Origin of the sequence: Paenibacillus rhizosphaerae, assembly GCF_014192015.1 — a bacterium.
Lineage (GTDB): Bacteria > Bacillota > Bacilli > Paenibacillales > Paenibacillaceae > Paenibacillus_AQ > Paenibacillus_AQ rhizosphaerae.
The window spans coordinates 509,650-527,169 of sequence record NZ_JACHXJ010000006.1 but is presented as its reverse complement, the minus strand read 5'-3'; the positions used below and the strand labels follow the sequence as shown (position 1 = coordinate 527,169).

General features: G+C 55.6%; 17 protein-coding genes. 12 read left to right on the top strand and 5 right to left on the bottom strand.

Annotated elements, in window-relative coordinates:
- The first annotated feature begins 257 nt into the window (after positions 1-257).
- From purH to FHS19_RS30045, 4 genes are all read left to right on the top strand, one after another.
- The gene (gene purH, locus FHS19_RS30060; protein ID WP_183586216.1) at positions 258-1,805 is read left to right on the top strand and encodes a bifunctional phosphoribosylaminoimidazolecarboxamide formyltransferase/IMP cyclohydrolase; all 1,548 of its coding nucleotides are present in this window, start codon (positions 258-260) and stop codon (positions 1,803-1,805) included.
- Positions 1,806-2,068: 263 nt separating this feature from the next.
- Positions 2,069-3,352, top strand: a complete 1,284-nt coding sequence (purD, locus tag FHS19_RS30055) for a phosphoribosylamine--glycine ligase (RefSeq protein ID WP_183586214.1) — start codon at positions 2,069-2,071, stop codon at positions 3,350-3,352.
- Positions 3,353-3,612: 260 nt separating this feature from the next.
- The gene (locus tag FHS19_RS30050; protein ID WP_183586212.1) at positions 3,613-4,557 is read left to right on the top strand and encodes a ring-cleaving dioxygenase; all 945 of its coding nucleotides are present in this window, start codon (positions 3,613-3,615) and stop codon (positions 4,555-4,557) included.
- Positions 4,557-5,183, top strand: coding sequence for an alpha/beta hydrolase (locus FHS19_RS30045; protein ID WP_183586346.1), 627 nt, complete (start codon positions 4,557-4,559; stop codon positions 5,181-5,183). Before FHS19_RS30050 ends, FHS19_RS30045 begins: the two co-directional genes overlap by 1 nt.
- A gap of 76 nt (positions 5,184-5,259) precedes the next feature.
- On the opposite strand, the gene FHS19_RS30040 is transcribed toward FHS19_RS30045, so the two are convergent.
- The gene (locus FHS19_RS30040) at positions 5,260-5,685 is read right to left on the bottom strand and encodes a VOC family protein (RefSeq protein WP_183586210.1); all 426 of its coding nucleotides are present in this window, start codon (positions 5,683-5,685) and stop codon (positions 5,260-5,262) included.
- A gap of 345 nt (positions 5,686-6,030) precedes the next feature.
- On the opposite strand from FHS19_RS30040, the gene FHS19_RS30035 reads away from it, so the two are divergent.
- The 4 genes from FHS19_RS30035 to ilvA all read left to right on the top strand — a co-directional run bounded on the left by FHS19_RS30035 (position 6,031) and on the right by ilvA (position 10,315).
- Positions 6,031-6,663 (top strand): TetR/AcrR family transcriptional regulator, encoded by a 633-nt coding sequence (locus tag FHS19_RS30035; protein WP_183586208.1) that lies wholly within the window; start codon positions 6,031-6,033, stop codon positions 6,661-6,663.
- The gene (locus FHS19_RS30030) at positions 6,660-7,124 is read left to right on the top strand and encodes a PH domain-containing protein (protein WP_183586206.1); all 465 of its coding nucleotides are present in this window, start codon (positions 6,660-6,662) and stop codon (positions 7,122-7,124) included. The genes FHS19_RS30035 and FHS19_RS30030 overlap by 4 nt, the downstream gene beginning before the upstream one ends.
- The gene (locus FHS19_RS30025; RefSeq protein ID WP_183586198.1) at positions 7,114-8,607 is read left to right on the top strand and encodes a PH domain-containing protein; all 1,494 of its coding nucleotides are present in this window, start codon (positions 7,114-7,116) and stop codon (positions 8,605-8,607) included. Before FHS19_RS30030 ends, FHS19_RS30025 begins: the two co-directional genes overlap by 11 nt.
- Before the next feature lie 427 nt (positions 8,608-9,034).
- Positions 9,035-10,315: a threonine ammonia-lyase IlvA gene (gene ilvA / locus FHS19_RS30020; protein WP_183586344.1), complete on the top strand. Its 1,281-nt coding sequence runs from the start codon at positions 9,035-9,037 to the stop codon at positions 10,313-10,315.
- 274 nt (positions 10,316-10,589) lie between these two features.
- Here ilvA and FHS19_RS30015 read toward each other — a convergent pair whose 3' ends face one another.
- A complete protein-coding gene (locus tag FHS19_RS30015) occupies positions 10,590-11,531 on the bottom strand; it encodes a hypothetical protein (protein WP_183586190.1) in 942 nt (313 codons plus the stop codon).
- Between the two features lie 212 nt (positions 11,532-11,743).
- On the opposite strand from FHS19_RS30015, the gene FHS19_RS30010 reads away from it, so the two are divergent.
- Complete coding sequence (locus tag FHS19_RS30010) at positions 11,744-12,955, top strand: chromate transporter (protein WP_183586188.1); 1,212 nt, start codon at positions 11,744-11,746, stop codon at positions 12,953-12,955.
- A 164-nt stretch (positions 12,956-13,119) separates the two neighbouring features.
- On the opposite strand, the gene FHS19_RS30005 is transcribed toward FHS19_RS30010, so the two are convergent.
- The gene (locus FHS19_RS30005) at positions 13,120-13,785 is read right to left on the bottom strand and encodes a DUF1129 family protein (protein WP_183586186.1); all 666 of its coding nucleotides are present in this window, start codon (positions 13,783-13,785) and stop codon (positions 13,120-13,122) included.
- 80 nt (positions 13,786-13,865) lie between these two features.
- On the bottom strand, positions 13,866-13,988 hold the full coding sequence (locus FHS19_RS35415) for a hypothetical protein (protein WP_256992987.1): 123 nt from the start codon (positions 13,986-13,988) through the stop codon (positions 13,866-13,868).
- 245 nt (positions 13,989-14,233) lie between these two features.
- Between FHS19_RS35415 and FHS19_RS30000 the strand changes: the two genes are divergently transcribed.
- The 3 genes from FHS19_RS30000 to FHS19_RS29990 all read left to right on the top strand — a co-directional run bounded on the left by FHS19_RS30000 (position 14,234) and on the right by FHS19_RS29990 (position 16,632).
- On the top strand, positions 14,234-14,710 hold the full coding sequence (locus FHS19_RS30000; protein ID WP_183586184.1) for a hypothetical protein: 477 nt from the start codon (positions 14,234-14,236) through the stop codon (positions 14,708-14,710).
- A gap of 121 nt (positions 14,711-14,831) precedes the next feature.
- The gene (locus FHS19_RS29995) at positions 14,832-15,662 is read left to right on the top strand and encodes an alpha/beta hydrolase (protein WP_105442485.1); all 831 of its coding nucleotides are present in this window, start codon (positions 14,832-14,834) and stop codon (positions 15,660-15,662) included.
- A gap of 187 nt (positions 15,663-15,849) precedes the next feature.
- Positions 15,850-16,632, top strand: a complete 783-nt coding sequence (locus FHS19_RS29990) for a DODA-type extradiol aromatic ring-opening family dioxygenase (RefSeq protein ID WP_183586182.1) — start codon at positions 15,850-15,852, stop codon at positions 16,630-16,632.
- A gap of 232 nt (positions 16,633-16,864) precedes the next feature.
- Here FHS19_RS29990 and FHS19_RS29985 read toward each other — a convergent pair whose 3' ends face one another.
- Entirely contained in the window at positions 16,865-17,410 is a 546-nt protein-coding gene (locus tag FHS19_RS29985; protein ID WP_183586181.1) for a DoxX family protein, read from the bottom strand.
- Positions 17,411-17,520: the final 110 nt, after the last annotated feature.

Sequence of the window (17,520 nt, the reverse complement as noted above, 5' to 3'; positions counted from 1 at the left end):
TAAAGGACAACTGCCGCGGTTCCGACACGAATGGCGGCGGCTGTCAGCGGCTTTTTCGTTTTAAATGATAAATTTCGGAGTTTCCGCAAGGTCCTCGGCCGTTATCGGGCAAAAAGTGCGCTTTGTGGAGGGATTTGACGGTTTTGTCGGCTCGGCCCGCTTCCGGCGGATGCCGGGGAATCTTTTCGATATTTCTCGGGAAATAAATGAGCTTCGAGCGAAAGTTATCGTTTTTACACATAAAGGAGGAGCATATCGTGAGTATTAAAAGAGCGCTGGTCAGCGTATCGGATAAGAAGGGCATCGTGGATTTTTGCCGCGAGCTGTCTGCATTGGGCGTGGAAATTATTTCGACAGGGGGCACCAAAAGCCTGCTGGCACAGGAAGGCGTGCCGGTCATCGGCATTTCCGAAGTAACCGGGTTTCCGGAAATTTTGGATGGACGCGTTAAGACGCTTCATCCGGCGGTACACAGCGGCCTTCTGGCTGTCCGTGACAGCGAAGAGCATCAGCAGCAGATGAAAGAGCTGGGCCTGGACTACATCGATTTGGTGGTCGTAAACCTGTATCCGTTCCAGGAGACGATTGCCAAACCGGACGTCACTTATGAAGATGCGATCGAAAATATCGACATCGGCGGTCCGACCATGCTTCGTTCGGCAGCCAAAAATCATGCGTTTGTCAGCGTGGTTGTCGATTCGGCAGACTACGGCACCGTGCTTGCGGAAATCCGCGAGAACGGAGATACGACCTTGGAGACGCGCAAACGGCTTGCAGCCAAAGTTTTCCGCCACACCGGCGCATACGATGCTCTCATTTCCGATTATTTGTCGAACGTCACAGGCGATCCTCTTCCTGAGCGTTTGACGGTCACTTACGAGAAGATCCAGGACCTTCGCTATGGCGAAAATCCGCACCAGAAGGCGGCGTTCTACCGCAAACCGCTCGCTCCATCCGGAACCATCACGACTGCCGAGCAGCTGCACGGCAAGGAATTGTCGTACAACAACATCAACGACGCCAACGCGGCGCTGCAGATCGTCAAAGAATTCGACGAGCCGGCTGTCGTAGCGGTCAAGCATATGAATCCTTGCGGCGTAGGCACGGGCGAAAGCGTTTTGGAAGCTTATAAAAAAGCTTACAGCGCGGACCCGACTTCCATTTTCGGCGGCATCGTCGCGGCTAACCGCATCATCGACAGCGATACCGCGGAGCTGCTCAGCGAAATTTTCCTGGAAATCGTGCTGGCACCGGGCTTCACCGATGAGGCACTCGAAATTTTGACGAAGAAGAAGAACATCCGTCTGCTGAAAATGGGCGAATTCGGCTCCGCCAAGGAACGGACCAGCCAATTTGTCGTCACGTCGATCGACGGCGGCATGATCGTGCAGGAAAGCGATGTGCATTCGCTGGACGAAGCCGATCTGAAAGTGGTAACGGACCGTGCGCCGTCGGAAGAGGAGCTGAAGCAGCTGTTGTTCGGCTGGAAGGTTGTGAAGCATGTGAAGTCCAACGCGATCGTGCTGGCCGCGGACAACATGACCGTTGGCGTGGGTGCGGGCCAGATGAACCGCGTCGGCTCCGCCAAAATCGCCATCGAGCAGGCCGGCGGCAAAGCCAAGGGAGCGGTGCTCGCTTCCGATGCATTTTTCCCGATGGGCGATACACTGGAGCTGGCGGCCAAAGCCGGGATCACGGCGGTCATTCAGCCAGGCGGTTCCGTCAGAGACGAGGAATCTATCAAAGTCGCGAACGAACACGGCATTGCGATGGTGTTTACGGGCGTGAGACATTTTAAACACTAAGCCAGGATTTCGCATTCCCGGCTGGGGTAAAGTCACTACCGTCATTTGTAAATTAACTGCCGTCATGCATTGAAAAGTGAAAAGGGCTGAGATAGCCGCGTTTCAGAGGTTTGGGGTAAGACTTCCCGTCTTCAAAATCTCCGCTGAACGCGGCTGTCTGCTATAAAGGGTGTCGACATCGTATTTTGGCGGTAGGATGACGCTAATGTTATAGGTTTCTGATGATAAATTAATACGCATAAACGAAGAAACGGGAGGCGGACATGGATATTTTGGTGATTGGCGGCGGGGGCCGCGAGCATGCCATCGTATGGGCGCTGCATAAGAGCCCGAAGGCGGGACGGATCTACTGTGCCCCGGGAAATGCGGGGATCGGGCAGATCGCCGAATGCGTGCCGATTCAGGTCAATGAATTCGACAAGCTGACGGACTTTGCTTTGACGAAAGAAGTGGGATTGGTCGTCGTCGGACCGGACGATCCGCTCGCAGACGGCATTGTGGATGCTTTTGAGGCGAAAAATATTCCGGTATTCGGGCCCAACCGCAAGGCGGCTGAAATTGAGGGCAGCAAAACGTTCATGAAGGACCTGCTGCATAAATACAACATTCCTACGGCGGCTTACCGCAAATTCGACAATTACGAGGAAGCATCCGCTTATTTGCAGTCACAGCAGGCACCGATCGTCATTAAGGCGGACGGGCTTGCCGCAGGGAAGGGCGTCACCGTGGCGTTTACGATGGAGGAAGCGGAAAAAGCGCTCCACGACATCATGGTCGCCAAAGTATTCGGCGAATCCGGCGCTCAGGTCGTCATCGAGCAGTTTCTGCAGGGGCAGGAAATGTCGATTTTGTCCTTTGTCGACGGTGAGACGGTGCGGCCGATGGCGGCTGCGCAGGACCATAAGCCGGTGTTTGACGGAGACAAGGGTCCGAACACGGGCGGCATGGGCACCTATTCGCCGCTGCCGCATGTGGATCCGGCCATCATTGAGGCCGCTGTCGAAAACATCATCAAGCCGACCGCCAAAGCGATGGTGGCCGAAGGCCGGCCGTTCCGCGGCGTGCTCTTCGCCGGGCTGATGATCCAGCCGGACGGCACCCCGACCACGATCGAGTTCAACGCCCGCTTCGGCGACCCGGAGACCCAGGTCGTGCTGCCGCGGCTGAAGACGGATCTGCTCGACATTTTTCTGGCGGCCGTGAACGGCACACTGGCCGATATCGACATCGAGTGGAGCGATGAGGCCGCCGTGTGCGTCGTGCTCGCTTCGGGCGGCTATCCCGCTTCGTATCCGAAGGGACTGCCAATTCAGGGGCTGGATCAGGTCGACGCGGCCGATGCCCTCGTGTTCCATGCGGGAACCGCAAAGAACGAGCAGGGCGAGTTCGTCACAAGCGGCGGCCGCGTGCTGGGCGTCGTCGGCCTGGGGGCCGACATCGCCGAAGCCCGCGCCAAGGCGTATGCGCAGGCCGAGAAGATTACCTTCGAGGGCAAGCAGAACCGCACGGACATCGCCGCCAAGGCGTTAGGGAAGAGCGGGAAATAAAGATGTTTCGCTAGAGAGGTTGCCCGGTTCATTTTGCCGGGTCTGAGATACAAGGCGTTCCGAGGCCGATTCACGACCGAAGGGGCGCCTTTTGTTGTTCATCCCATCACTTTTTAAATACCCCCTTGCCAAAAGTCTCAACATCATATATTATGTATTTATAAATCTTAATATTAAAATAAATTCAGATGAGCTTTGGAAGTAGTAAACGCCGAAGAAAAAGTTTTAAAATTCAGAGAGCACAGAGGAGGTTTCAAACCATGCTGCAGACGACAGGGATCCACCACATTACCGCATTCGTGAACAACGCCCAGGAGAACGTTGATTTTTACGCCGGGGTGCTCGGACTTCGACTGGTGAAGAAGACGATTAACTTCGATGCGCCAAACGTGTACCATCTGTACTTTGGCAACGAGCACGGCAATCCGGGGACGATTATAACGTTTTTTCCGAGGGACAGTAGCCGGACAGGCACCATTGGCAGCGGACAGGTGAAAACGACAGTGTACGCCGTTCCTCCGGGAAGCCTGGATTTCTGGATGCAGCGTCTGAGCTCTCTGGGTTTGGCGTTCGGCACGACGGAAAGATTCGGAGAAACGTACCTTCAATTCAAAGACCCTTCCGGTCTGCAGATTGAATTGGTGGAGCGGGCCGGGGGGGCACCAAGCCGTTGGTCCTTCAGCGGGGTCTCGGTAGAGCATGCCATTAAGGGATTTGGCGGAGCTGTTTTGGGAAGCAATAACCCTAAGCAGACGATGCTGGTTCTGGAAGAAATCCTCGGACTGGCCAAAATCGGCGAAGACCAAGGTTTGATGCGTTACCGCAGCACCGGCGACATCGGCAACATCATCGACGTGAATATCGGTCAGGAAGAGTGGGGGACCGGCGGTGCCGGTACGGTGCATCATATCGCCTGGCGTGCCAAGGACTTTGCCGAGCATGAGGCGTGGAGAAGTCTGGTGGAGGAAGCGGGACTTCGTCCGACACAGATCATCGACCGTCAGTATTTTAACGCGGTGTATTTCCGCGAACCGGGTGGCATTTTGTTTGAGATCGCCACAGATCCGCCAGGGTTTGCGCGAGACGAGCCGGAAGCGGAATTGGGTACACATCTCATGCTGCCCGAGTGGTATGAGCCGAAGCGTGAAGTGATTGAACATATTTTGCCGGACATTCAGGTCCGTGCGTTGGGAGGCGTACAATGATGAGTATGAAGCATATTTTTCAGCAGGGAAGTCGGCCGGAGGCACCCGTTTTGGTTCTTCTTCACGGAACGGGTGGAAATGAGCGGGATTTGCTCCCGATCGCGGAAATGATAGCGCCTGGAGCCTCAGTGCTTGGTGTGCGGGGCAATGTCCTGGAGCATGGTATGCCGCGTTTCTTCCGGAGACTGGCTGAAGGGGTATTCGACGAGGAAGATTTGGTTGCGCGCACGCATGAGCTGAAGGCCTTTTTGGATGAGGCGGCAGCGCAATATTCTATCGATCGGAACCGGATGGTGGCGGTCGGCTTCTCCAACGGCGCCAACATTGCCGCAAGCCTGCTGTTCCATTACAGCGACGCCCTGCAGGGCGCGGTTCTGCTGCATCCGATGGTTCCGCTGCGCGGGAAGGAGCTGCCTGACCTAACCGGCGTTCCGGTATTTATCGGGGCAGGGACGAATGACCCAATATGCTCTATCAGCGAAACCGAAGAGCTCCATTCGCTGCTGTCTGACGCCGGTGCGGATTCAGAGCTGCATTGGGCAAATTACGGACACCAGCTGAGCAAGCTGGAGATTGATGCGGCGACCGCCTGGTTTGAGCGCCATTTTATCAGCAAAACTGAATGATTCGTTTTAAATTGGGGAAAAGGCTGCTAGGGACTCACCCGGCAGCCTTTTCTGTTGCGTTGGAATTCCGTTCTCTTTACTCCACTGGAAACTCCCAGGCGGGATTCCAGACGACTTCCCACAGGTGCCCGTCGGGGTCCTGAAAATAACCGGAGTATCCTCCCCAGAACGTATCATGCGCGGGTGAGGTGATGGTAGCTCCCGCCTGACGCGCCTGTTCCATCACTTGATCGACCTCTTCCTTGCTGGAGACGTTGTGGCCGATCGAAAACTCCGCACTGCTGGGGGCCGTACGTTTGATGTTGGCGTCGTGGACGAGGTCCTCCCTTTTCCAGACAGCCAGCTTCACCCCGGCCTGAAGGTCAAAGAACGCGACGGCGCCGTGCTCGAACTCTGTTCCGATAATGCCTTCCGTGGGCAGCCCCAGGCCATCCCGGTAAAAGGTCAAGGCTCTTTCCAAATCGTCTACACCCAGGGTCAAGACGGATATGCTTGGCTTCATGATGAATCATCCTCCTTTTTCTTACTAAATTGTAAAATCCATCTGCTTGTACTTTGATTATAGCAATGAATTGGTGACAGCTTGACTGTCATCATTATTTCGTGGGCCTTTTTTTTATGTTTAACCATCACAATAAATCCACACATTCATGAATCATGATAGATGAGATCTTCAAGGTGTATAGGACCTCAGTTGCCCCAGTTACCAACTTTCTAGCCGTTCCATGCTGCATCAATCGCCTTGATATTGACAGTTTAGTACACACGTACTAAACTAATTAGTACAGTCGTACGATTCGGTTGGAATCTACGAAGCAGGTGATTTCCAAGAGGGGCAGGGGAATCCATGGAACAATCAAAGAGAAGGCAGCAGATCGTGGAGGTCGCGATCCATGCGATTGCTGAGCTTGGTTACGCCCAAGCCTCGGTGGGACAAATCGTCAAGCGTGCCAATGTAAGCAAGGGCGTGTTCACCTACCATTTTGCCAGCAAGGATGAGTTAATGGAGCAAATCGTCCATGAGGTCTTTGATGCCGGAGCGCGCTTCATGTCTCCGCGAGTCGAGGGGCAAACGACACCAAGCGGTATGCTGAAGGCTTATATCGAGTCGAACCTGGAATTTATGGGTGCGCACCGCGATTATATCGTTGCTTTAACGGAGGTCGTCACGAATGCGCGTACGACGGACGGAAAGCTTAAGTTCGGAGGCGCCTCCGATGACTTGATCCTGGAGCCTCTTATCGAAATATTGCGATGGGGGCAGGAGACCGGGGAGTTCAAGGCGTTTACCAAACGCTCCGAACGTGTGGCTGCAGCGGCCATCCGCAGCGCCATTGACGGCGTCGCGAACCAGCTGCTCGTCAACCCCGGTCTGGACCTTTCGGAATACGCGGCGGAGCTTGTCGACCTGTTTCTGTCGGCCGTCCACCGTCCCTCTCATCCAGCGGATTCGTCTGCGGAAGGAGGAAGGAAGTCATGAAACGGATCGATCCGAGGGCTGTACAAGCGCGAAGAATGGAAGGGTGGATCGCCAGCGCGATCAGTGTTGTGCTGATCATTGGGCTTCTATGGCTGACGATGGCTTACGGCTGGCCTGTATGGATTGCGGGATGGAGTGCGGCCGCCGTCCTGTTGTTCATCGTGCTTGAGCTGGCGGTGCTGCCCGGTTTGCTATACCGGTTCTGGCGATATGAGATTACGGAAAAGAACGTGGAGCTGAATCACGGCGTCTGGGTGCGTAGGAAAACGTTGATCCCGATGGTACGTATTCAGCATGTGGACTCCAAGCAAGGGCCGATCCAGAAGATCTATGGTCTATCCACCGTCACGTTCTCCACCGCAGCCGGCAGCCATCGCATTCCTGCATTGTCAGAGCACGAAGCTGAGAACATACGCAAGCAGATTTCGGATTGGGCAGGAGGGACGGACGGTGAGCTCTAACCCAGGACCCCTGACGATCAACAGGCGGCTGCATCCTGTATCCATTCTGTACTTTCTGATTCATTCCGGGAAGGAACTGGCAGGGTTGCTGCCTTTGATCCCGTTCTGTATTTTTCTGATCCATCGCGTATTTGGAAAAGAGATCGACCGCATCGTGCTGACGGTTTGCGTCATTGCCGCGGCTGCGATCATGCTGATTGTCTTCGCTTGGCTGCGCTGGCGCCGTTTTGTGTACCGGGTGGAGGACGGCGTCCTTTATATGGAACAAGGGCTGTGGGTCCGCCGAAAAATATGGATCACCAAGGAACGCATCCAATCCCTGGATATCACGGTCAGCCTGTATGATCGAATGTTCGGGCTCGTTCGCTTGGAAATGGAGACGTCCGGGGGAAAAGAAGAGCCGGAGGCCGTGCTCAGTTCGATATCTGCAGCGGAAGCTGCCCGGATTCAGCGAGAGATCGGCATGGCGGACCCGGAGGAGGCGAAGTCGGAAACGTCGTCGTCCGGTGATTCCCTTGTTCAGGCTGAACGGCCGAACACCGCTCCCCTGAACAGCATGCGGCTGTCACTGGGCCAAACGCTGATTCTAAGCACAACGAGCGGCAAATTCGCGATCCTCTGGATGGTGATCGTGGGGGGAGGCTTGAAGCTGTGGGATGAATGGGTGAGGGATACGCCGATATGGGATCAGCTGTCCCCGCGGCTGATGGTCCTCGGAATCCCGGGGCTCATCGTCATCCTGGTGGTCCTTTCCTGGCTGCTCGCGTTTGCAGGCGCCTTCCTGTTGGAGTTCGGCTTTCGGGTTGAGGCCGAGGGCCGCACGCTAACCATCGAGCGGGGGATTTTGGAAAGGAAAAGAACCGTCATCAAGCCGCACCGGATTCAGGCGATCCGCATCACCCAAAACCCGCTGCACAAGCTGTTTCGCCGGGCTTCGGTTCGAATGGTCATCGCAGGCAGCTCGGATGAGGAGAAAAAGGCCGTCGATTTGTTCCCGCTTGTCCGTTATGACGAGCTTCCGATGCGGATGGCAGCGTTTCTGCCCGGCTTCCGCCTGCCGCAGACCTGGAACCCGGTCGGCCGTAAATCTTATCGTTCCTATACCGTGTTACCCGTCCTCATCTGTATCCTGCTGGCGGCAGCCGCATGGTTGCTCGCGCCCGGCATTTGGCGGTGGCTTGCATGGGTTCTTCCCCTCTTTGCCTGGGGAGCGTCATCCTTGGAATACCGGAAGGCGGCCTGGAGCCGGGAGGAGAACCAGCTTCACATCCGCTATGGGAGCTTTTCCGAGAAAACCGTACTGATCCCGATTTCCAAGGTACAGTGGCACAAAACCTCGCAGACTCCATTCCAGGCGGGAAAAGAGCTGGCCACGCTGAAAGTGGCGGTAGCGTCCGGTAAATCCGGAGACAAAATTTCGCTGCGGCATGCCTCGGCCTCCGATGTCGACATGCTTACCGATTGGCTTTCCGGAAAACAGTAGCTGATGGCCTTTCCACCGCGGAGCGAGTGGAAGGGCTTTTTTATTTGCTGTCAAACCGGTGGTTGGCGCAAATAGGGAAAACCGCCATCAAAAATAGGCGCCCGCCGGGAGAGAGCCTCTTGAAAAAAAACCGCAAAAGCGTTAAGTTACTGAGTAATAAAAAACGTCAATCCTTTCATGCTACAAATAGACAGGCCGTATATTAGGGAAAGCTTTTTTCAGCGGGCAGGGTCTTTTTTTATACCAAAAGCGGGATATTGCCGCACCAGAACGACAGATGGATGCGAGGCGTTATCACCGCAGATCAGCCCCAAGAAGTCTTCCGTTTAAAAAGAGGGTTAGCGGAGTGAGGAGAGAACAAGAGATGAAAGATACCGGTAAGAAAACGCAGGCTCAGCCTTCAGCTGGGGCCGAAGGAGTCACCGTCATGAACGTTGAGAGAGGAAGCGCGGCAGACAAGCCCCGGACCGTCAGCATGGAAGATATCGTCCGGGCGCATCACGTCCTGCGGGAAGTTATCGTGCGGACGCCGCTGCAGCGGGATCCGGTCCTGTCGGCGAGATACGATTGCAACGTGTTTTTGAAAAGGGAGGATCTGCAGGTTGTGCGTTCCTTCAAGATCCGTGGGGCCTACAATATGATCCGCAGCCTGTCGCCGGAGGAGCTGGCGAAGGGCATCGTGTGCGCGAGTGCGGGCAACCATGCGCAGGGGGTGGCCTTTTCCTGCCATGCGCTGAATATTCACGGGAAAATCTACATGCCGAGCACGACCCCGAATCAGAAGGTGAAGCAGGTTAAGCGCTTTGGCGGCAGTAACGTGGAAGTCATTCTGACCGGAGACACGTTCGACGACGCCTACGCAGAGGCGATCAAGGCCTGCGACCGCGAGGGCATGACGTTTATCCATCCGTTTGATGAGCCGAAGATCATTGCGGGTAATGGTACGATTGCGATGGAAGTGATGGAAAGCCTGGATTCGGCCGCAGACCATGTATTTGTCACGATCGGCGGCGGCGGACTGGCGGCTGGCGTGGCGACATACATCAAGACGGTCAGCCCGGCGACCAAGGTGATCGGCGTCGAACCGGAAGGCGCGGCATCGATGAGCGAGGCGCTGGCTCAGCAGGGCGTCGTTACCTTGGACGAGATCGACAAGTTCGTCGACGGAGCTGCCGTAAAAAGGGTGGGCGACACCCCGTACGATATCTGCTCCCGCCTGCTCGACGACGTCGTCAAAGTGCCGGAAGGCAAAGCCTGCACGGCCATCCTGGAGCTGTACAACGAAAATGCGATCGTCGTCGAGCCCGCAGGCTCGCTGCCGGTCGCGGCGCTGGACCTGTACCGGGATGAAATCCGCGGCAAGACGGTCGTCTGCATCATCAGCGGCGGCAACAACGACATCGACCGGATGCAGGAGATCAAGGAGCGCTCGCTCATGTACGAAGGCATCAAGCACTATTTTATGATCAATTTCCCGCAGCGATCCGGCGCGCTCCGCGAGTTTTTGGAAGATGTGCTCGGGCCGGGAGACGACATCACCAACTTCGAGTATACGAAAAAGCACAACAAAGAGAACGGACCAGCGCTCGTTGGCATCGAGCTGAACAGCCGCGAGGATTATGAGCCGCTCATTGAGCGCATGAACCGGAAAGGGCTCAAATATACCGAGCTGAACAAGGATTCCAGCCTGTATAACATGCTGATCTAAAAGAGCGGATGATACCTAGCGGTGGGTGATATGCTCGCCCCATTGGTACACCGTGTAATGTGGGAGCACTCCGCTTCCGGCTGACATAACCACAAACAAAGGGAGACCCTGCAACCATCGCAGCGGTCTCCCTTTTCATATTTAGATATGGCTTCCTCATATCGCAAATTAGAACTTCCGCTAAAAGAGGCCTGGCTTCTTGAATGTACGCCGATAGGCGATTTTTTATCCGGTTGATGTTTCAGCCGATAAATGTTTCGTCCGATGAAGGGTTTTATTTCAGCGCGGAGTTGATATAGTTCCGGACTTCCGGCGTCAGGGTGTTGTTGTTTTTGTTCACGACGTCCAGGAATCCCTTGATGCGTTTCAGGTAACCGCTCGTGGCCGGGTTTCCTTTGCTGACGGCAGCTTCCAGCGCGGCTTTGGCCTTCGGATCGATTTTTTTGCTGACATAGTCGAACATCGGCGTGTTGTTGAGGCCGTTCATGCTGATGGACAAATACAGCTGGTACAGCGCTTTGACCTGGGTCACCCGGTTGGATTTCGGATACGACTTCACGAACGCTTCCTGGGTCTGGGCACGCTTAATGACTTCCTGCCAGCTGATCGACAGCGCCGCATCACTGGCAAAGCGCTCTTTCGTCTCCGCCGTCATGATATCGATATAGCGCTTGATATCGTTGGTCACGTAAGGGCGAACCTTCTGGAAGCGCGGGTAATCCAACACCAGATAGAACATGCCTTCCGCCGTCTCCAGACGGTAGCCGCTGTCGCGGGCGCCTTTGAAGAGGGCCTTCAGGTTTTTGTCGCTCGTCTTATTGATCAGGGAAGTCAGGTCGTCGCCTTGCTTCATCAGCTTCATGAGGCTGCGCTGTACATTGTCTTTGTAAAATTTCTGGTTCCACGCTTCCAGATTGGCGTTTTCAGCATTCTCCATCTTAAGGGCCATGAGCATCGCCTGATACGGCGTCACCTGATAAATGTTTTTCTCCATATAGGCCAGTGCCTCTGCCTGCTTCGCAGGTTTTTTCAGCAGCTCCATCATGTGGTTGTAAATGGCGTTGGCATGCTTCGTTTTGGCCGAGACGGCGGCCGTGACGGCCGTTTTGGAAGCGGCAGGCTGCGCGGTGGCGGCATGCACCGCTCCGGCTCCGGTTTGCAGGGTAAGGGCAATCATAAGGGCAGCGGCTGTGGCCGCGGTAACTGTTTTTTTCATGATGTGTTCAACCTCCTTTTTGGTATATGATCATATTACCCGAAGGTTGTTTCGCTTTGATCTCAACTTGTTTCCGACTTGTAAACTTTTAGCGATTGATTTGGAGACAGATGGTTAATGCTCATTTAATCCACCTACAACATACAACGATTATGATGAATTTGATTTACCGGCAGCAAGCACCACAAAAATAACGTTAGGGAGCGATTGGCTTGAACCCTGAACCACAACAACCCTTCGAGGTTACGAATGCAAAATCAGCCTCACTCTGGGAGGTGCTTCGTGTCTCCACCAAATTAGGCCTGACCTCCTTTGGCGGGCCGATTGCCCATTTAGGTTACTTCCATGACGAATACGTTCGGCGCAGAAAGTGGATGGACGAAAAAACCTATGCGGATCTTGTAGCCCTCTGCCAGTTCTTGCCCGGTCCGGCAAGCAGCCAGGTCGGAATCGGGATCGGAATCCTCCGGGCGGGCTTATGGGGCGGAGTAATGGCCTGGTTAGGCTTTACGCTGCCCTCCGTGATCGTCCTGGTTCTGTTCGCCTTATTGCTTCAAGGTTTCGATATCGCGAATGCAGGCTGGATTCATGGGCTTAAAATCGTGGCTGTCGCTATTGTAGCTCAGGCAGTGCTGGGCATGGGTCAAAAACTGACCCCCGACCGGTACCGGGTCACGATCGCCGTCGGCTCTGCTGCGCTTGTGTTATTATGGCCGACGGCCTATACTCAAGTGCTCATTATTGCCGCCGCAGGCATACTCGGGCTGTGGCTGTACAAGAAGAGTCCGGATCCTGGCAGCCCGAGCCTGCGGATGCCGGTGGGCAAACCTTTCGCGATCGGCTGCCTTGTTTTGTTTTTCGGCCTGCTCGTTGCGCTGCCGCTCCTAAGACAAATGTTTGACATCGAATCGGTGGCCATGTTCGACAGCTTCTACCGCTCGGGGTCATTGGTGTTTGGCGGCGGACATGTGGTCTTGCCATTGCTGGAGCGCGAGGTCGTGCCGACGGGGTGGGTGAGTCCGGAGGACTTCCTTGCCGGCTATGGAGCGGCGCAGGCCGTTCCCGGCCCGCTGTTTACTTTTGCAGCGTATCTCGGTGCCATGTCCGGCGGCATAACCGGTGCGGTGATTGCAACCACCGCGATCTTCCTGCCCGCTTTTCTGCTGGTTGCCGGAGCGCTGCCGTTCTGGAACAGCCTCCGTAACAGCCCCAGGGTGCAAGGTGCGCTGATCGGGATCAACGCTGCGGTGGTCGGCATCTTGTTAGCGGCATTCTATGTTCCGATCTGGACGACGGCCATTACGGCGCCGGTTGATTTTGCCTTGGCCCTGGTGCTGTTTATCCTGCTTGTCTTCTGGAAGCTGCCGCCTTGGGTTGTCGTTCTTGCCGGTGCTTTGGCCGGAATGGTTATCGGATGGATATGAGTGGGTCATAGAGACTGCCGCATATTATAAAAACGAAAAATCCCCTTCAAGCAAGCGCAGCGCTGCCATTCAGCACCTGCCTGCTTAAAGGGGATTTCCGCTATTCAGGCTAACTCCAAACGTTGGGACAAGGCATCTTTATCCAGTCAGCCTCGTTTACCGAATCAGCCTCTCCTTAGAAAAATAAACCGCAGCCCGGCCAGGCCAACCAATCCGATCACCAGGCTGACCCATGGGTTGACGGTAAAGACCGGCAGCATGGTCCGCATCGAGAACCCGATGATCATGACGATGATCAGGATGATCAAGTACACCCCGATCGCTTTCAAATCGATCTTGGGCTTGCCGGAGCCGTCATCGCTGCCTGGTTTATTCAGGGTCTTGGTGACAAGCTCGGTCAGCAGAATCGAGCCTACAGCCAACACGATCAGTGCCAGCAGGCTGATCCGATTGATCGGTTCCCCTGCATAGCCGCTCCACTCGGCGATCAATCCGAACACCGCCTCAACCAAAAACAGAAACGTGAACGCTGCCCAAGGAATCAGGATGTAATAAGCGGCTCCCTCGATGGCTTTGCGCTTCGGCAGCCCATCCGTGATGCTGCGGGCATACTCCGCCGGATCTTCGCCATACAGCTGGGACGCCGTACGGCCGGTCTCCTGAGCCTTCAGCACGTCCGAAGCCACTTCGAGCAGCTTCTTCTCGGCCTGCTGCCGGTTGGCCCGAGTGCTGCGCACCGCGATGATGACGTCCTCCACGTAATCCCGGTTCGCCGGAGTCATGCGTTCGCGCAGCCGGTTATTTTCTTGAATCATTTGCTTGATCGTCATTCTGCACGCTCCTCCATATACAACAAGTATAGGAACAGCCCCGGCCGTTTGCAAGGCAGCCCCGCAGGGACGCCGCCCCTCTATTCCTTGAAAAAGAGCATTTCATAGTGCACTGCCACATAGATGATGGCGATAATGACGCAGACGATCAGGACGATCGACAGCGGTTTTTCCTGGGCAAACGTCATGACATGGTCCCACATGAATGATCCATCCCCTCGTAAAATAATAAGTTGGCTTAGTTTCTGCCACGCGTCTGGTTTCCATGCAGGCAGGGCCTCATATGAGGCGCAGCGATGGTCTGCAGCAATGTCCCGCAGCCCGGCAGTTACGCTTCCGTCTCCTCAATTGTGAACATTTAGAGACCTTCGAATAATCCGCGCGGCTGCGCGTGACAATAGGTCAATATGCACCAAATTTTTTAATCTGACCAGGGGGTGACCTTGTCGTGAGCGACAACTTTAAGCAGAAATATGTGTGGGACAGCAAGAGCAGAGGATGGATCGTGGAAATGGCCGCGCTGGGGTCACTGAACGGATCCGAAGCAGCCGCCGAACAGGCATTGACGAAGGGAAAAGACGGCAGTGAGCCGTCTGTACCCGGGCAGCAAGCAGGGCAAATGAATCGTCCCAGCGATCACGAGCTTCGGGGCGTAGGTCCGGTCGATGTCGGTAACGGCATGCGGGGCGTAGGCCCGGCGGCTGAAGATAACGGAATCGGGCCCCGGACAGCGGGTGAATTCACGAGCGAAATGGCCGAGGAACCGATCGAAGCTTTCGGATGGCTTAATGAGCCGGAGTCCAAAGAGGAGCGTGGCGGCTGGCATCCGCAGAACGTGCTGGAAGCCAATCCGGAGAACAGCCTGCTGACCGGTTGGGAAGGCCGGGAGGAAACCCATTCGATGTTCCGCCGCAGTTACGAATAAAGGGCATCAGATGCTTTTTCAATTGACACTCTCCACCCCGTGGTGATAAGATAATTCCAATATCACATTAAACTTATCGGAATTATCATGATATAATTTTTCGGGGGACGGGGGAGTTATGATGGAGCGGAATATTACGATCCGGCACGGGCAGGAGGAGCTGGCGGCGAGCCTGCATTATCCGGTGAAACAGGAAGGCAAGGAAGGCCGGTGCAAGGACCGCGTTCCGCTGGTGATCATCTGCCACGGGTTCGTCGGGAGCCGGATCGGTGTGGACCGGCTGTTCGTGAAGACCGCGCGCGAGCTGGCGCGGGAAGGATACATGGTGCTGCGCTTCGACTATGCCGGATGCGGCGAGAGCAGCGGGAGCTACGGGATGGAAGGGCTGGAGTCGATGATCGCCCAGACCCGGACGGTGCTCGACTACGGCATGAGCTGCGTGGATGTCGATCCGACGCGCGTAACCTTGATCGGGCACAGCCTCGGGGGCGTGGTGGCTATTCTGACGGCCGTCCGCGACCGCCGCGTCAAGAGCCTGGTGCTGTGGTCTTCGGTCGGATATCCGCTCAGCGATATTTTGAAAATCACCGGCAGAGACGTGTACGACACCGCGGTGAAATCCGGGTACTCGGATTACCTGGGCTATGACTTCACTCCAGGATTCTTCGACTCGCTCGGCCAGTATCAGCCGCTGCAGGAAGCGGTGAAATTCGGCGGCGACGTGCTCATCATCCATGGAACGTCAGACGACACCATTCCGGTGGACTACGCGTTCTTGTATCAAAAGGTGTTCTGGATGCGCAACGAGGGGCGCTGCGACAAGGAGATCATTTTCCAGGCGGACCATACGTATTCCTCGGGACCCCACCGCAGACAGGTGATCCACTGCACGAAGGAGTGGCTGAACGACCAGGAAGCCGTCCAGCAGGAATGGCAGCACTGGATGATCTAGAACGATACGGGGTTCGGTCATCCGAGGCAGAGCCCAGGGATGAAAGGCGTGGATAACGAGGCGGGGCTGCGATCCAAGGCGGGCGGACGGAAGACGGACCTTATGTTCGGGCGGAAATTGGAAATCTCTCTGCATACACGTTACAATAGAATCAGCAACGTATACTGGCGTGTGGAGGTTGACATCGATGACATTACCAGCACTATTTGTAGCCCACGGTTCACCCATGCTCGCTTTGGAGGATCACGAGTACTCACGGTTTTTGGAGTCTCTGGGACGGGATCTGCCTGCCCCGGAAGCCATCGTCGTCTTCTCGGCACATTGGGACAGTCCTGAGCAATCGATGACAGTGGACGAATCTCACGATACGATGCATGACTTTTACGGATTTCCTGAAGCGATGTACGAGCTCCGTTACCCGGCTAAAGGGTCGGCAGCCGTCACTCAGAGAATCGCCAGCCTGTTCGAAGCGGGCAACCTGCATTACGAGCCGGTTCTGGGACGCGGTCTGGACCATGGCGCCTGGGTCATCCTGAGCAAAATGTACCCGAACGCGGACATCCCGGTCATTGAGCTGTCCGTGGATTCACGGCGGTCACCTGAGGAGCAGTACGCTATTGGGGCGATGCTGAAGGAGCTGCGGCGGGAGAACATTCTGATCATCGGCAGCGGCGGCCTCGTTCACAACCTCCGGCTGATCAGCCAGAGTGATGAACCGGAAGACTGGGCGGTCGAATTCGACGAATGGATTGCCCGGAATCTGGAGACCTGGAACCTGAAAGAGCTGTTTAACTACGACAAAAAAGCACCGCATGCGCGCGAAGCTGTTCCGTCATACGGGACCGAGCATTTCGCTCCGCTGTTCTACGCGATGGGTGCGGCGAGCGACGAGGCGAAGGCCAAACGGCTGATCCAGACGTACCAATATGGAAGCCTCAGCCTGAACTGCTGGATGTTCGGCGGGTCTTGACCCTTGCAGCAAGATTGCATATTGAAGTGGACCGGCGAAACGCCGATAGTCCTGTAAAATATAAACGAGCCGGCTTCCTTGCCGGCTCGTTTCTTGTTTGAACGGGGGAACGTTCAAAAGCAGTATATGGGGAAAGCAGTGCGGTCCGCATCCGTCCACTCGGCCCGTCCGCGGGATTCGCGTTCAGCCGAGTGGACGGTGCTGGTTGCAGGCCGCCCGCTTGCTCCTGAAGTTAAGCGGCGCCCTTGCTCTTGCCATTTATGCCTGGGGCGGGTGCCGGAGTGGGATCCATACCGTCATGATGCCGGTGGAACAGGCCGCGGAGGTAAGGCAGTACCCAGCGGTCGAGACCGATACGGCCGGCGTTGGCGGCAGCGACGACGATGAACATTTCAAGCAGCAGCATTTGCGCGTTGGTGCTTACGGTGCCCGAGAAGAGGAACGCCGCATTCATCACCATGCCCATCAGAGCGGCGAAGGTGGTGAAGGTGCCAAGGATCAGTCCCAGGCCAACCAACGTTTCGCCGAGCGGGATCAGGACGTTGAAGAATTTGACGCCCGGCAGGGCAGCGTGCTCCAGGAAGGCGGCCCACCAGCCTTGAACGGCCGGGTGATCACCGGTGCTCTTGGCAATGGCCCCCTGCAGGAATCCGCCTGCATCGAAGCCTCCGGTCAGTTTCTCGATACCGCCCTTGATCCAGCTGTACCCCAGGTAGATCCGGACGACGGTCAGCAGCCAGCTTGCTACTTTGTGATTTCTAAGCCAATGGTTGAACATGATTTGCTCCACTCCTTTATTTTCTTTAGGTTATGTTGCTTTTGGAAGATGATCATCTTTGATGTCTTTATTATAAGTGAAAAATTTCACAATAACTGTGATATACATCA

Coding starts and splice junctions, on each gene's coding strand:
- ilvA (WP_183586344.1), top strand. CDS start 9,035: ATGAACGTTGAGAGAGGAAGCGCGGCAGACAAGCCCCGGACCGTCAGC.
- FHS19_RS35415 (WP_256992987.1), bottom strand. CDS start 13,988: ATGTGGGACCATGTCATGACGTTTGCCCAGGAAAAACCGCTGTCGATC.
- FHS19_RS30040 (WP_183586210.1), bottom strand. CDS start 5,685: ATGAAGCCAAGCATATCCGTCTTGACCCTGGGTGTAGACGATTTGGAA.
- FHS19_RS29990 (WP_183586182.1), top strand. CDS start 15,850: ATGACATTACCAGCACTATTTGTAGCCCACGGTTCACCCATGCTCGCT.
- FHS19_RS30045 (WP_183586346.1), top strand. CDS start 4,557: ATGAGTATGAAGCATATTTTTCAGCAGGGAAGTCGGCCGGAGGCACCC.
- FHS19_RS30050 (WP_183586212.1), top strand. CDS start 3,613: ATGCTGCAGACGACAGGGATCCACCACATTACCGCATTCGTGAACAAC.
- FHS19_RS30030 (WP_183586206.1), top strand. CDS start 6,660: ATGAAACGGATCGATCCGAGGGCTGTACAAGCGCGAAGAATGGAAGGG.
- FHS19_RS30015 (WP_183586190.1), bottom strand. CDS start 11,531: ATGAAAAAAACAGTTACCGCGGCCACAGCCGCTGCCCTTATGATTGCC.
- FHS19_RS29985 (WP_183586181.1), bottom strand. CDS start 17,410: ATGTTCAACCATTGGCTTAGAAATCACAAAGTAGCAAGCTGGCTGCTG.
- FHS19_RS29995 (WP_105442485.1), top strand. CDS start 14,832: ATGGAGCGGAATATTACGATCCGGCACGGGCAGGAGGAGCTGGCGGCG.
- purD (WP_183586214.1), top strand. CDS start 2,069: ATGGATATTTTGGTGATTGGCGGCGGGGGCCGCGAGCATGCCATCGTA.
- FHS19_RS30005 (WP_183586186.1), bottom strand. CDS start 13,785: ATGACGATCAAGCAAATGATTCAAGAAAATAACCGGCTGCGCGAACGC.
- FHS19_RS30035 (WP_183586208.1), top strand. CDS start 6,031: ATGGAACAATCAAAGAGAAGGCAGCAGATCGTGGAGGTCGCGATCCAT.